We start from the raw sequence: 12,693 nt of genomic DNA, 5'->3' as shown, positions 1-12,693 counted from the left end.
GCCGAGGGCGAGGACGATGGTGTCGGCCCCACCTGCCAGGGCGTACTGGACGGCCTGACCGATGCCTCGGCTGGTGGCGGTCAGCGGTTCCTCAGCGAGGCGGGCGTGGAACTGCTGGAGCCCAGCCGCCGCGTCCTGCGGGACCTGGCCGCCGTACGCGACACTGCCGCCGCGCTCGCCGGGCTGCACGGCGGCACGGTCGAGGTGGCCACGATGCCCTCGCCCGGCATCGAGCCGCTGACCACCCTCATCCAACTGACGGCGGGCGACGACGAGTTCCCCCTCGGCCGCCGAGGGGGATCCCTGGAGGGAAAGACGAGACCGGCAGCCGCAGACGCGGCGCGACCAACGCACCCGCCAGACCCTGCGAAGGCGGCAACGCCCCCGGCCGCCGGCTCACCCCGCGACGATGGCCATCGGTCGCTGACCTCGGATCATTCGCACTGTTCGCGCCGCTCGGCGAGACGGGAGCCGAACGCCGCGCTGGCGGCGCCGCCACAGGGTGCGGACCGCACCGAGCAGCCGCACCGCGCCCTCGTGATCGTCCCGGGCCGCGGTGATCCAGGCCACCAGCTCCCACATCAGCGCCGCGCCGACGTAGTCGCCGAAGCCCCGCTGGATATCGCGTCCGGCCCGCTTCAGCTGCTCGCCGGACCCCGGGTGAGTGACATCGACATCTTCGACCACCGCGAGCCGCAGGTGACCTACCAGGGCGCCATCGCATTCATGGTCGGCGACAGCAAACCTCGTCCGGGACGTGAAATTCGACAACATCCGGGTGGAGGACTTCCGCTGGGGCCAGCTCATCCACATGCACATCATGAACAACCCTCAGTGGAACACCTCGGCCGGTCGCGGCATCGAGTCCGCCTACATCAAGGACCTCACCTACAACGGCAAGAACGCCAACCTCTCGCTGATAGCCGGTCTCGACGCGCAACGCCATCAAGTACGTCGCCTTGGAGAACCTCCGCGTCAACGGCAGGGTGATCGCCGACAGCACGGGCAAGCCGAGGTGGTACGAGGCCTCGGAGGGCGTGCCCAGGTTCGTCAACGAGCACGTGCAGAACCTCCGCTTCCTCACCACCGAGGAAGCCGCGGCCCTGTAACCGCCTGGGCGCGGCGACCGCGCCCACGACAGCTGCACTGTTCCCGTGATCCGTGTGCCACACCGAGGGAGTGCGCTCCCGAAGCGGGGGTGTAGCGGCCTACACTTTGCGGCTTCCTGCTGAGGAATTGCTGAAGTTGCGGCAGGCCGCGGCCGGGGGTTACGGCGCAGGACGGCCGGGGCCGGGCCATTGCGATCGGGGAGTGGGAGCCGCACGATCTGGAGGTCCATCCGGCCGGGCACAGCAAGAGTGTTCCCGGCTCCGACATGCCCGGGGCGCGGGTGCTGCCCGGGTACGTACGGCGCGAGCACGACCGGGTGTTGGCCGAAGCGGTACGGGATGCCGCGGCCGGCCGCAGCCGGATCGTGGTCCTGGTGGGCGGTTCATCGACGGGCAAGACACGGGCATGCTGGGAGGCCGAGCAGCCCCTCGCGAACCAAGGATGGCGGCTGTGGCATCCCTTCGACCCGGCCCGCGCCGAGGCAGCCCCGGAGGACCTGCACCGTGTTCAGCCCCGCACCGCGGTAAGGCTGAACGAGGCCCAGCACTATCTCGGCTCCCCGCATGTCGGTGAGCGGGTCGCGGCCGCTGTGCACACCTACCGGGAGGCCGCCGAAGCCCTCTACCGGCAGTCCGCCGACCACGGCAACACCAACGCCCTGCGCTCCCTGCCGGTGTCGCGAGAGCGGGCTGGGGACGGGAGGGAGCCGAGGCTCTGGCCCGGCAGGCCGCCGACCACGGTACTTCCACCCCGAAACCGCGCACCCTGCCTGGCTGCCTAAGAAACTGTGGCCCTACGGCTTAGCCTCGGGCTTTCATGGCGATTGTTCGATCAGCCTCTTGGCCGGTTGCTTCCACCGGCTGTGATCTGGGCTGTTGCATCTCGGCCCGGTCGTCATCATGGCCCCGGTGCTTTCACCTGTTGAGTGACCCATTCATCCGGCGTGGAACAGCTGGCAGGCTGTGCCCATGGACATGGAGGTGCTCAGCGCAGATGACTACGAGTCGGTGCATCGGGCAAGCCGAGGTTTGGCGGCGCGGTACGGGATGGTGACGCTCAACGCCATGATGGAGGCGTGGGAGGCGTTGGTGCAGGATGTCGAAGAGGGCTTCGACGCCGAACTCGTCTGGGAGTACGCGAACATGCTTCGTTGCCGCCGCTGGCTGGCGGAGGCATGGCCCGTGTTCACCGACAGGATTCGGGCCGCGCGGCAGGCGGAGCTCGACGCGCTGGATGCCCGCTTCCAACTGGCAACCGTGCCGCTGCGCGGCCAGGCGGACGACGCCCGGTGGCATTCGCGGCGACCGCTTCTCATCGTCGGCGACACTTCGCTGGAACTGCCTGGATCCTGGGTCCTGTGACACGTGCGAGCTGGTGTCCAACCGCCGGTCAGATCACTGGAGAGTGCATCTGAACTGGGAAGATAGGGCTTGTCTAGGGTCCTGTCCGCCCCAATGAGAGGCACTCTCCAGGTGAGGAAGCGTAGCGCGTCGTACCCGCGTGTCCGTGTCGAGAGCGGCGGTCACGGGGTGGTCTCCCAGGCCGGGAGTGTGCTGCTGGTCGAGACCGCCCGCAAGAGTGGCCTGGATACCGCGATATCGGCGGCGCTCGTGCCCTGGCGGCACCCTCGAGCGGTGGATGATCACGCTTTGTGGGACGTGGGGATCTGACGAATGGCCAGTGGGCGCGGCTGGAGCCGTTGCTACCGAAGGGCATCAAGCCGGGCCGTCCGCCGGTGTGGACGCGGCGACAGCTGATAGACGGCATACGGTGGCGGACCCGGACCGGCGCTCCCTGGCGCGATGTGCCGGAACGCTACGGTCCCTGGGACCGGGCCCATGACCTGTTCCGGCGCTGGCAGCGCGATGGCACCTGGGCCAGGATCGTCACCCAGTTGCGGGCCGAGGCCGACGCGAAGGGACAGACCACCTGGGACGTGAACGTCGACTCCAGCGTCTGCCGTGCCCACCGGCACGCCGTCGGGGCATCGAAAAGGGGGACCTGCAGAAGGAGCCGCCCGGCGGCATCGCCGTCGAGCCGGCCGACCACGGTCTCGGACGCTCCCGGGGCGGGCTGACCAGCAAGATCCACCTCGCGGTCGAGCAGGGTCAGAAGCCGCTGTCGGTGGTGATCACGGCCGGACAACGCGGGGATCCCCCGCAGTTCGAGCCGGTGCTGGAGGCATTCCGGGTACCCCGGCTCGGCCGGGGACGGCCGCGCAAGCGCCCGGACCGGGTGCGGGCCGACAAGGCGTACGACTCCCGCAGAACCGCGCCTGCCTGCGCCGACGTGGGATCAAGGCAACGATCCCCGTGCCGGCGGACCGGGTCCGCAACCGCAAGAATCTCGGCTCTCACGGCGGTCGGCCGCCAAAGTTCGACAAGACCGACTACCGCGAACGCCATGCGGTCGATGCGGGATCAATCGCCTCAAGCGCCACCGTGCGGTGGCCACCCGCTATGACAAATTGGCCGTACGCTACGAGGCCACCGTGTTGGTCGCGGTCCTGAACGAATGGCTATGACCAGCAGCGGAATCGTCCTCATCGGTCACTTTGTAGCCGGGGACAGAAGGCCAGCGGACCGTCAGAACCACAGACTCTTCCTCCGCGAACCAGGAGTGATCGACGCCCCGGCCCCACACGACGTAGTCCCCCTGCTCGGCCAGGAGAACACTGCGCCCGGGCAGTTCCACCCGGAAGCGCCCGCTGATGAGGACCAGTAGGGCGGTGCGCTCTTCGCCGGTTACCCACTGAGCCCGCTCATCGCCCTGCGGGTGGACGCCCCACTTGATCTCCACATCCTCGCTATGACGAGGATCGGAGGCGTCCTTGAAATGTCCCAGCAGCCACCCCCGGTCCAGTGCCGCATCCCTGCCGGCATTGCCCACATACACGCTGTCGGTCATGGCTCCGGAAGGTAGCAGCCAGCCACATCAGCACTCACGGGAGGAACTACCGTCACTTCGCAACAGGCCCTAGAAGAGACCGGCTTGCATGTGGTGCGTGAGGTTGTCGAGGATCTCGCGCAGCCACGGCCTGCGGACCGCCGGCAATCGGACCAGGGTGTGCTGGAAGGTTCCCGGGTCGGCTCGGAACAGGCGGTGGGGGCGTGGCGGGGGCGGGTCGTCGCGCAGTACGCCGTCGGGCATGGTTCCCGAGGCGGGGAGGTACAGGTGTGGTTCGGGGAAGGCCATCCACATCCATATCCCGAACGGCAGTGGCACCGGGCGTGCAGATGCGTCCGGGCCGGCCGGGCTCCAGAGTTCCCCCGTCTGCGGGTGGGTCGGCACGAGGATCATGTCGGCCTCCGGGCCGGGGGCGGGCAGCCCCGGACCGGCCAGGACGGCGCGTCGCGCTGGCTGGTCCGCGGGCAGCAGGGCGTCGAGGGCACGTTGGAACACTTCCGTGATCAGGCCGGGCGGGACCGACACCGGTCGGCCATCGGAAGCTGCCAGGAGGTGGGCCAGGGCCCGACCGGCTGCCGCTTCCCACTGTGGGCTCCATGACCACCAGTGCTCCAGCCCGAGCAGCGAGCCCCATCTGGTGATCGGCTCGATCGGGGGCGTGGCTACCCCCTCTTCCAGCAGTTCCTCCCAGGAGAGGATTGCGGTGTCCGAGTCGGTGTCGTCGACGGGGAGGCGGTGCACGGCGTCCGGCGCGAGCCAGACCGCCTGCCAGAGTGAGCAGTCGTCGATCCGGCTCGCCACCAGGCCGCACGCCTCGCAGGCCATGTTGGGGCCGTCACCCCAGTCGAGACCGCAGCAGTAGCCGCCGGCCTCGTGCGGGATGAGCACGGTGCCGCGGGTATCCCCGGGGGCGATGACGACGGTGCCGGGTGTGCTGTCGGACAAGGCGTAGAGCGGAGCGTAGATACCACGGGCCGCCGCCTCGGCCGGGTCGATCTCCTCCCACCTCGACCACGGCGGCCCCCAGGGCTCCGGTTCCACGGCGAATGTGCCCGATTCCATGAGCACCGGGAGCTGGATCCCGTTTCCGTACTTCTGATGGGCGTGGACCGGCAGCGCGACCGGGGACAGCGGGATGGTCAGCTCGGCGCCACATCCTGCACACACGAAAACGAACAAATGTCCTCCGCGAAGAGAGCAGGGGGCATCGTCGCAGCTCTGTGGCGGACCTTCCACGTGTTTTGTCATCCGCGGCGGGACTGTGTACGCCACGGTGTACAACACACTGTTCGAACCCCCGACGTGCCGGGCGCCTCCCGAAGTGGTGAACATCTGCTGCCGGTTCTCGTGGACAAGCCCACGCTGGCGACCACGATGCGATCCAGACCCTCATCCAGCAGCAGCCAAAGCAATGGCACGACGGTGCCGAGTTGGAACCTCTCACAGCAGCGACTGACGCACAGCTGCTCAGCGACTGTCCAGTCACTGCTTACCGCGGGAGCTACCCCCGCGGGCGCGGGGACGACTTCTGCAGGACCCCGCTGTCCGGGGTCTCCTTCGAGCTACCCCCGCGGGCGCGGGGACGACCGCACCTGGACGGTGATCGAGTGGCGGGTTGTGCCGTCGCCCAGGCGTACGAAGGCGTCCAGGAACCCGGTCCAGCCGTGCACCTCGAACAACAGCCCCGGCAGGTCGATCTTCGGGAGCATCTCCACCCGCCCCCGCAGCCACGTCAGGGACTTCGGCTCGCCCACCGCGCCGAGCTGGGACACGTTCGGCCGCCCGGCCGCCCGGCGGGACCTCGACGGTGACCTTCGTGTCCTGCCCAGCCGTCTCCAGGCGCTCCGCCATCTGTTTCCACGCCGCGTCCAGCGCCGTCACCAGCGCGGCCAGGTGCTCCTCGACCGGCATATCCTGGCTCAGACCCGCCAGAACGTCCTCCCGCACGGCCTCCCACTCCGTGCCGTCCAGCAGCCGGGCGCGCGGGTCGGACCAGCGGTGCGAGGGAGAGTGCAGTGCCTTCAGGTGCCGTGCAGCGGCATCAGGCGCTTCCGGCTCCGGCGTCGCCCATCATCTTCTCCAGGTCGACCACCTGGTCGGCCGGCCGAGGAGTGGCCGCGACGGGCTTGTCGTAGTCGCCGAAGGTCATGGTGCCGGGCTCGTCGCCGCCCGTGGTGACGACCTCGAGGAAGTACGGCTTGCCCTCGGCGGCGACGTAGATGGTGTGCGTCCAGCGTGCCCAGCTCTGTCCCGCCCCCTTCGTCGTGCCGGCACGTGGCGCCGTGCACGAGCGTCCGACCCCGGCGCTCGGGCGCCGGACGGACGACGGACCACCCAGCCGGGGGCCGGCCGCGGTGGCGATCCTGGCAGACGACGGATGGACACGCCGGACAGATCCACTCCCTCGATGGGCGTCAGCTGCCGCTCGGTCACCCAGACCCTGTACTCGGCGGCCTCCATCCCGTCCTACTGGTGTAGAGGCATACGTCGCGTGCCAGGGCAGCGTTCGGCCCCGGGCGGGCTGTAACGCCAAGGCCCGAGAAACGGTGCGGGCTCTCCGACGTAGCGGCGAGCTCCTCTGCGGCACCGCGTGGCGGGCCGGCGACCGCGTCTTCGGCAGTGTCGCCATGACGGTCCGCACCCGCGCGCCGAGCTCTGGCAGGCATGCAGGAGAAGCCGGTGTTCTGCGAACCGGCACACCGCGTCAGGCCGAAGCAATGCGGAACTCGAATTCGGGACGGTCCCACGGCACGGCGGGTGGGTATGCGAACGCGGTCCCGGTCCGCACCGCACCGACGCGGTGGTAGAAGTCCTCGGCGGGAAGATGCGACACGACCTTGACACGGTCGAGCCCGGCGGCACGGGCCTCGGACTGCATGTGCGCAACGAGCAGTCGTCCAATACCCCGTCCTTGCGCTTCGTCGGCGACGAACAGCAGATCGAGCTCCGGTGGAGCGAGGACGAGCGAGTAGAACCCGAGGACCCGGCCTCCATGCTCGTCGGCGCCGACGGCTACGAAGGCGCGGTGGGCCTCGATGTAATCAGGACCGACCCGATAGCCCGCGACTGCGGCTGCGTACTTACCCTCGTAGGCGCCTGAGCCGCGCACGAGCCGCGTGAGCCGTTTGGCATCCCGCGCGACGGCCCTCCGTATCGTGACCGGCTGGCTGATCGGGGAAGTACGTGAACGCATCGGGACAGTATGTCGCACCGAGGTCCCGTCAGCATGTTCCTCGTCGGGGCCTCGCCGTCTCACCCGCTGCCACAGAGACATCACACAGGCAACGGATCATGCCGTCCCGCTCCACGGGTAACGTCAGGGTATGAGTCATCCACACCCCGAACTGAAAGCCGCCCCGCCCCTTGCTCAAGGAGGGCTGCGAGTCATCGCCCTGGGCGGCCTGGGGGAGATCGGCCGCAACATGACCGTCTTCGAGCACGCGGGCAAGCTGCTCATCGTCGACTGCGGCGTACTGTTCCCCGAGGAGACCCAGCCCGGCGTGGACGTGATCCTGCCTGACTTCACCTCGATCCGGGACCGGCTGGACGACATCGTGGCCGTCGTCCTCACCCATGGCCACGAGGACCACATCGGCGGCGTGCCGTACCTGCTGCGCGAGCGGCGCGACATCCCCGTCGTCGGTTCCAAGCTGACGCTGGCGTTCCTGGAGGCCAAGCTCAAGGAACACGGAATCCGGCCGCGCACAGTACGGGTGCGGGAGGGCGACCGGCGCGGCTTCGGGCCCTTCGACTGCGAGTTCGTGGCGGTCAACCACTCCATCCCGGACAGCCTCGCGGTCGCGATCCGCACCGGCGCCGGGATGGTGCTGCACACCGGTGACTTCAAGATGGACCAGTTCCCTCTCGACGACCGCATCACCGATCTGCGTGCCTTCGCCCGGCTCGGCGAGGAGGGCGTGGACCTGTTCCTGACCGATTCGACCAACGCCGAAGTGCCCGGCTTCACCACCTCCGAGCGTGAGCTGAACCCGGCGATCGAGCAGGTGATGCGCACCGCGCCGCGCCGGGTCATCGTCTCCAGCTTCGCCAGCCATGTGCACCGCATCCAGCAGGTCCTGGACGCCGCCCACCAGCACGGCCGTAAGGTCGCCTTCGTCGGCCGGTCGATGGTCCGCAACATGGGCATCGCCCGTGACCTGGGCTATCTGAAGGTCCCGTCCGGTCTGGTCGTGAGCACCAAGGAGCTGGAGAAGCTCCCTGACCACAAGATCACTCTGGTGTGCACCGGCTCCCAGGGCGAACCGATGGCCGCGCTGTCACGGATGGCCAACCGCGACCACGCCATCCGCATCGGCAAGGGCGACACCGTTCTGCTCGCCAGCTCACTCATCCCCGGCAACGAGAACGCCATCTATCGGGTGATCAACGGACTCACCCGGTGGGGCGCCCATGTCGTCCACAAGGGCAACGCCAAGGTGCACGTCTCCGGGCACGCCAGCGCCGGCGAGCTCGTCTACTGCTACAACATCGTCAAACCCCGCAACGTCATGCCGGTGCACGGCGAATGGCGCCATCTGCGGGCCAACGGTGACCTCGCCATCCGTACCGGCGTCGACCCCGACCGGGTCGTCATCGCCGAGGACGGCGTCGTCGTCGACCTCGTCGACGGGCGCGCGTCCATCACCGGCAAGGTCCCCGCCGGCAACGTCTACGTGGACGGCATGGAAGTCGGCGGCGCCACCGAGGCGTCCCTCAAGGACCGCCTCACCCTCGCGGAGGAAGGCGTGGTCACGGTGGTGGCGATCGTCGATGCGGACACCGGCGCTCTCGCCGAGGCCCCCGACTTCCTGGCCCGGGGCTTCGTCCACGACGACACCACCTTCGAGCCGGTCATCCCCGTCATCGAGAAGACGCTGGCCACCGCGGCCGAGGAAGGCGTCGGGGACGCGCGCCAACTCGAACAACTCGTCGCCCGTGCCGTGGCGAACTGGGCGTTCCGCACCCACCGCCGCAAGCCCCTCATCATCCCCGTCATCATCGACGCCTGAGCCACAGCCCGGCCGCACGGTCCCCGGTTCCGGTCGCGGTCTCGCCGGCATCGCGGCCGGGCACGGGGGTCAGCAGCCACCCCAGGAAGCCGGGGCGGCAACGCAGCCCACAGAATCCACTCTTCAGCGCTGACCACCCGGACATCCGGGCATCCCGCTCTGGCGCGTGGCGACCAGACAGTCGTGGTGGGGCTGGGGGCCAGCGACGTCGACCCGGAACTGATCGCTTCCGACCACAGGCGTTGCTAACGCGCGTCGGAAGATTGCTAGCCGACTGCTAGAGATCGACCGACACCGCTAACGGAGCCCTGGAACCTACACAGCCCGAGAGAACACGCCGCCTTCGCGCCGGTGCCACTGTGTGGAGTGGCACCACCGAGGCGGGGTGGAGCAGCTCGGTAACTTGCTGGGCTCATAAACCAGAGGTCGCAGGTTCACATTGCCCTTGGGTGTCTAGATCCGAGGTGGGCTCGGCCGGCGCATGACACGGTTGGATCGCACAACCAGGACCTCCGGATCGCCCAGTTTCCACGGCTCGGGACGACATCGGTTACGAGTCGTGGCTGGAGCGGGACCATCTGATTTTGATCGACCGCGATCCGGAGGTGGTGGGGATCTCCTCGCAGGCGTTCCGCGTCGACAGGATGGCACTCGGCCTCACGCCCGCGCCTGCTTCGGCATGGTGAGGATCTCCGCTCCATCGTCGGTGATGGCGATCGTGTGCTCGCTGTGTGCCGTCCTGCAGCCGGTGGCGCTGCGGAGGGTCCAGCCGTCGGCGTCGGTGACGAGCCGGGCAGTGTCCGCCATCACCCATGGCTCCAGAGCCAGCAGCAGTCCCGGGCGCAGTGTGTAGCCGCGGCCGGGCCGTCCGGTGTTCGGGACATGCGGATCCTGGTGCATCGTCGAACCGATGCCGTGACCACCGAACTCGGTGTTGATCGAGTACCCCGCCTGGGTGAGGACCGTGCCGATGGCGTGGGCGATGTCGCCAATCCGCGCCCCGGGCCCGGCGACAGCAATCCCCGCGGCCAGCGCGCGTTCGGTCGCACTGATCAGGGCGACGCTCTCCGGGGGCCTCGTGTCGCCCACGATGAAACTGATGGCGGCGTCGGCGGCGACTCCGCCCAGGGAGACGGCGAGGTCGAGGGTCAGCAGGTCGCCGTCGGCGAGCGGATAGTCGTACGGCCGCCCGTGCAGGACCGCGTCGTTGACGGCGGTGCAGATGTAGTGGCCGAACGGGCCGCGTCCGAAGGACGGGGCGTAGTCGACGTAACAGGACGTGGCTCCCGCCTCGACGATCATGTCCTTGGCCCACCGGTCGATGTCCAACAGGTTCGTGCCGATCGTGCTGCGGTTCTTCACCGTCTGCAGGATCTCGGCGACCAGGGCGCCGGTGTCTCTGGCCCGGGTCAACAGGGTGGGGTTCAGGATCTCGATCATGCGGCGCCCTCCTCGCGATACCAATAACTATACCGGCCATACTGTACCGGTATAGAATTCGTGCCATGGTCAGGTTGCCGCTCACTCCCGAAGAGATCGAACGCGGACAGCGTCTCGGTGCCCTCCTGCGCCGGGCCAGGGGAGAGCGTTCGATGCTCGATACCGCGCTCGCCGCACGCGTCTCGCCGGAAACTCTCCGGAAGATCGAGACAGGCCGCGTGGCCACCCCCGCCTTCCCGACCATCGCGGCGATCGCCGACGTCCTCGGCCTCTCCCTCGACGCGGTGTGGGCCGAGATCAGCGGAGCCGAACGCGTCGCCGGGCCTGCCGACTCCGCCCACCCCTTGCCGGAACGGCTGGCGTCCTGACCGATGCCGCAGCGCCCCTGACGGTCGGGGCGGTCGGCGAAGCAGCGTGGACTCAAGCCCGACAGCCAAGAGGCATCCGGACGAGCCATTGACGGCCTTCCACGGGGAAGGACTCCGATCGCCGTCTGTCACCCCTGCCCCAGCCGGCCGCCGACATCCCTCCGGGCCTCCGAGGGACGGCTGCGCCGCCTGTCAGACGCACTGTACGGCGCAATACCACGGAGTGGGCCGCGCCCCAGAAGTCAACGGGGCCACCTCCCGCGGAGGGCTTTGGAATCAGAGGAAACCATCGCCTCGCTCCGGCTCGCCCTGCGTGAGGCGATGAGAGCCGTCCCGTGACGCATTGAGCCACGCAAGACGGGGCGGCCCTGTCCGCCGTGACTGTCTCGCTGGAGCTGAGGCACGGATTGGAGGGCGGGTATGGAGGCAGGCCTGCTGGGCGAGCGGGCGGTAAAGGTGTCGCATGTTGCGGAGGGTGTCGGGATACTCCTTCGGTGACTTCGACTGCGCTGCCTCAACTGCTTCGACCTCGTGCCCTGCGGCCCGGGGATCTCGTCGTGATCGCGGCGCTGTCCGGACCGCTCCACGCCGCATACGCGCCCGATCTCCAGCGAGCGGTGGCCGAGCTCGAGGGCATGGGGTTCCGTGTGCGTCTCACGCCGCTCCTCGAAGCAGGGCGGCACCGTTGGTGGAGCGCTGCACGGCCGGACCAGATAGCCGAGGAACTCAACGGTCTCCTGCGTGATCCCGAGGTGCGCGCCATCGTCGCGCACGACGGTGGCCAGACGGTGTTCGGATATCTCGACCTGATCGACTTCGACGCGATCAGGGCCGATCCCAAGCCGATCCTGGGCTACAGCGACATCTCGCTGCTGCACCTGGTGCTCTACGCGCGCACCGGTCTGGTCGGCTTCCACACCGACCTGGCCACGCCCGGTCTCGGCGGGCACTGGCAAAGAGCCTCCGCGGCCCGCCGGAAGGAGCTGGGGAAGCTGTACTCAACGCTGCTAACCGGCACGAAGCCGATCGGCGCGCTGCCCCCCGGTCCGTCGTGGGAGTCCTGGCGTGCCGGGCGTGCCGAAGGTCCGCTGATCGGCGGGTTGATCAATCGCATAGCACTGGCGCAGGCGACACCCTTCGCGCTGCCCCTCGAATGCTTCGACGGCGCGGTGTTGTTCTGGGAGGAGCTGGGCGGCCACGCATCGCATGTGTGGAGCTATCTGCAGGTACTGCGGCACAACGGCATCCTCGATCGGATCGCCGGCATGGTCGTGGGCGTTCCGGAGGCAGTCAACGGGCTCGACTCACCCGACGGCTCCCCGAGCCTGTCCGAAATCGTCCTCGACGTCCTCGGCGAACGAGACATCCCGGTTCTGGGCAACATGGAGGTCGGACACGCCGGCCCGAATCTGCCGATGCCGGTCGGCATCCGCGTCTCCCTCGACGCGCAGCAACGCACGCTGTCGCTGCTCGAACCGGCGGTGTGCCCGCTCAACGGTGCCGGGGTGTAGGTGACGGTGGCGTCGGCGCAGTTGCCCGCCTGGGACACCGGCCGCTCCCGTTCGGTCTCCTCCGCCATCAGGGCCTGCTCGGGTGGCCGATGCGGAAGGAGGAACCCGGCTGGGTTGAGATCGCTCCGCCCGATGGCAGTGCCGGGCTGTCGTTCCAGACAGAGCCACTCTTCACCCGCCCGCGGTGGCCTTCCACACGGTCCGAGCAGCAGATGATGATGCATCTGGACGTCGAGGTGAACGATCTTTCCTCAGCCGTCGAGCACGCTCTTGTCCTGGGGGCGACGTGACGGACTTGCAGCCTCAAGAGGATGTACGCGTCCTGTGCGATCCGGCGGGCCACCCGTT

The 12,693-nt window shown here is 68.7% G+C and carries 12 protein-coding genes and 4 pseudogenes; 9 read left to right on the top strand and 7 right to left on the bottom strand.

What is annotated here, in order from left to right; genetic code table 11:
• Positions 1–9: 9 nt before the first annotated feature.
• Both ACIBBD_RS28200 and ACIBBD_RS28195 read right to left on the bottom strand, forming a co-directional pair.
• Positions 10–189: pseudogene (locus ACIBBD_RS28200) on the bottom strand (hypothetical protein); the annotation flags it as partial.
• Between the two features lie 207 nt (positions 190–396).
• Entirely contained in the window at positions 397–807 is a 411-nt protein-coding gene (locus ACIBBD_RS28195) for a hypothetical protein (protein WP_399422382.1), read from the bottom strand.
• A gap of 152 nt (positions 808–959) precedes the next feature.
• On the opposite strand from ACIBBD_RS28195, the gene ACIBBD_RS28190 reads away from it, so the two are divergent.
• The 5 genes and pseudogenes from ACIBBD_RS28190 to ACIBBD_RS28170 all read left to right on the top strand — a co-directional run bounded on the left by ACIBBD_RS28190 (position 960) and on the right by ACIBBD_RS28170 (position 3,634).
• Positions 960–1,109 carry a hypothetical protein gene (locus ACIBBD_RS28190; RefSeq protein ID WP_399422381.1) on the top strand — a complete coding sequence of 50 codons (150 nt, stop codon included), beginning with the start codon at positions 960–962 and terminating at the stop codon, positions 1,107–1,109.
• Positions 1,110–1,375: 266 nt separating this feature from the next.
• Positions 1,376–1,891 carry a hypothetical protein gene (locus tag ACIBBD_RS28185; RefSeq protein WP_399422380.1) on the top strand — a complete coding sequence of 172 codons (516 nt, stop codon included), beginning with the start codon at positions 1,376–1,378 and terminating at the stop codon, positions 1,889–1,891.
• A gap of 187 nt (positions 1,892–2,078) precedes the next feature.
• Complete coding sequence (locus ACIBBD_RS28180; RefSeq protein WP_399422379.1) at positions 2,079–2,471, top strand: hypothetical protein; 393 nt, start codon at positions 2,079–2,081, stop codon at positions 2,469–2,471.
• A gap of 93 nt (positions 2,472–2,564) precedes the next feature.
• Positions 2,565–2,753, top strand: a pseudogene (locus ACIBBD_RS28175) (IS1380 family transposase); the annotation flags it as partial.
• 8 nt (positions 2,754–2,761) lie between these two features.
• A pseudogene (locus ACIBBD_RS28170) lies at positions 2,762–3,634 on the top strand (IS5 family transposase).
• On the opposite strand, the gene ACIBBD_RS28165 reads toward ACIBBD_RS28170, so the two are convergent.
• The 4 genes and pseudogenes from ACIBBD_RS28165 to ACIBBD_RS28150 all read right to left on the bottom strand — a co-directional run bounded on the left by ACIBBD_RS28165 (position 3,589) and on the right by ACIBBD_RS28150 (position 7,210).
• A complete protein-coding gene (locus ACIBBD_RS28165) occupies positions 3,589–4,017 on the bottom strand; it encodes a signal peptidase I (RefSeq protein WP_399422378.1) in 429 nt (142 codons plus the stop codon). The pseudogene ACIBBD_RS28170 and the gene ACIBBD_RS28165 sit on opposite strands and share 46 nt — an antisense overlap.
• 69 nt (positions 4,018–4,086) lie before the next feature.
• The gene (locus tag ACIBBD_RS28160; RefSeq protein WP_399422377.1) at positions 4,087–5,196 is read right to left on the bottom strand and encodes a hypothetical protein; all 1,110 of its coding nucleotides are present in this window, start codon (positions 5,194–5,196) and stop codon (positions 4,087–4,089) included.
• Between the two features lie 431 nt (positions 5,197–5,627).
• A pseudogene (locus ACIBBD_RS28155) lies at positions 5,628–6,027 on the bottom strand (Tn3 family transposase); the annotation flags it as partial.
• A gap of 694 nt (positions 6,028–6,721) precedes the next feature.
• Positions 6,722–7,210, bottom strand: a complete 489-nt coding sequence (locus ACIBBD_RS28150) for a GNAT family N-acetyltransferase (protein ID WP_399422376.1) — start codon at positions 7,208–7,210, stop codon at positions 6,722–6,724.
• 130 nt (positions 7,211–7,340) lie between these two features.
• On the opposite strand from ACIBBD_RS28150, the gene ACIBBD_RS28145 reads away from it, so the two are divergent.
• Positions 7,341–9,026 carry a ribonuclease J gene (locus tag ACIBBD_RS28145; protein ID WP_399422375.1) on the top strand — a complete coding sequence of 562 codons (1,686 nt, stop codon included), beginning with the start codon at positions 7,341–7,343 and terminating at the stop codon, positions 9,024–9,026.
• Positions 9,027–9,683: 657 nt separating this feature from the next.
• Here ACIBBD_RS28145 and map read toward each other — a convergent pair.
• Complete coding sequence (gene map / locus ACIBBD_RS28140) at positions 9,684–10,466, bottom strand: type I methionyl aminopeptidase (RefSeq protein ID WP_399422374.1); 783 nt, start codon at positions 10,464–10,466, stop codon at positions 9,684–9,686.
• A 65-nt stretch (positions 10,467–10,531) separates the two neighbouring features.
• Between map and ACIBBD_RS28135 the strand changes: the two genes are divergently transcribed.
• The 3 genes from ACIBBD_RS28135 (at position 10,532) to ACIBBD_RS28125 (ending at position 12,635) form a co-directional block, all read left to right on the top strand.
• Entirely contained in the window at positions 10,532–10,834 is a 303-nt protein-coding gene (locus ACIBBD_RS28135) for a helix-turn-helix domain-containing protein (RefSeq protein ID WP_399422373.1), read from the top strand.
• A gap of 557 nt (positions 10,835–11,391) precedes the next feature.
• The gene (locus ACIBBD_RS28130; RefSeq protein ID WP_399422372.1) at positions 11,392–12,345 is read left to right on the top strand and encodes an LD-carboxypeptidase; all 954 of its coding nucleotides are present in this window, start codon (positions 11,392–11,394) and stop codon (positions 12,343–12,345) included.
• Between the two features lie 89 nt (positions 12,346–12,434).
• Positions 12,435–12,635: a VOC family protein gene (locus ACIBBD_RS28125; protein WP_399422371.1), complete on the top strand. Its 201-nt coding sequence runs from the start codon at positions 12,435–12,437 to the stop codon at positions 12,633–12,635.
• Positions 12,636–12,693: the final 58 nt, after the last annotated feature.

This window comes from Streptomyces sp. NPDC051315 (assembly GCF_044455165.1).
Taxonomy (GTDB): Bacteria; Actinomycetota; Actinomycetes; order Streptomycetales; family Streptomycetaceae; genus Streptomyces.
Note: the sequence above shows the minus strand (reverse complement) of the source record. Positions and strands in the feature narration are given on the sequence as shown.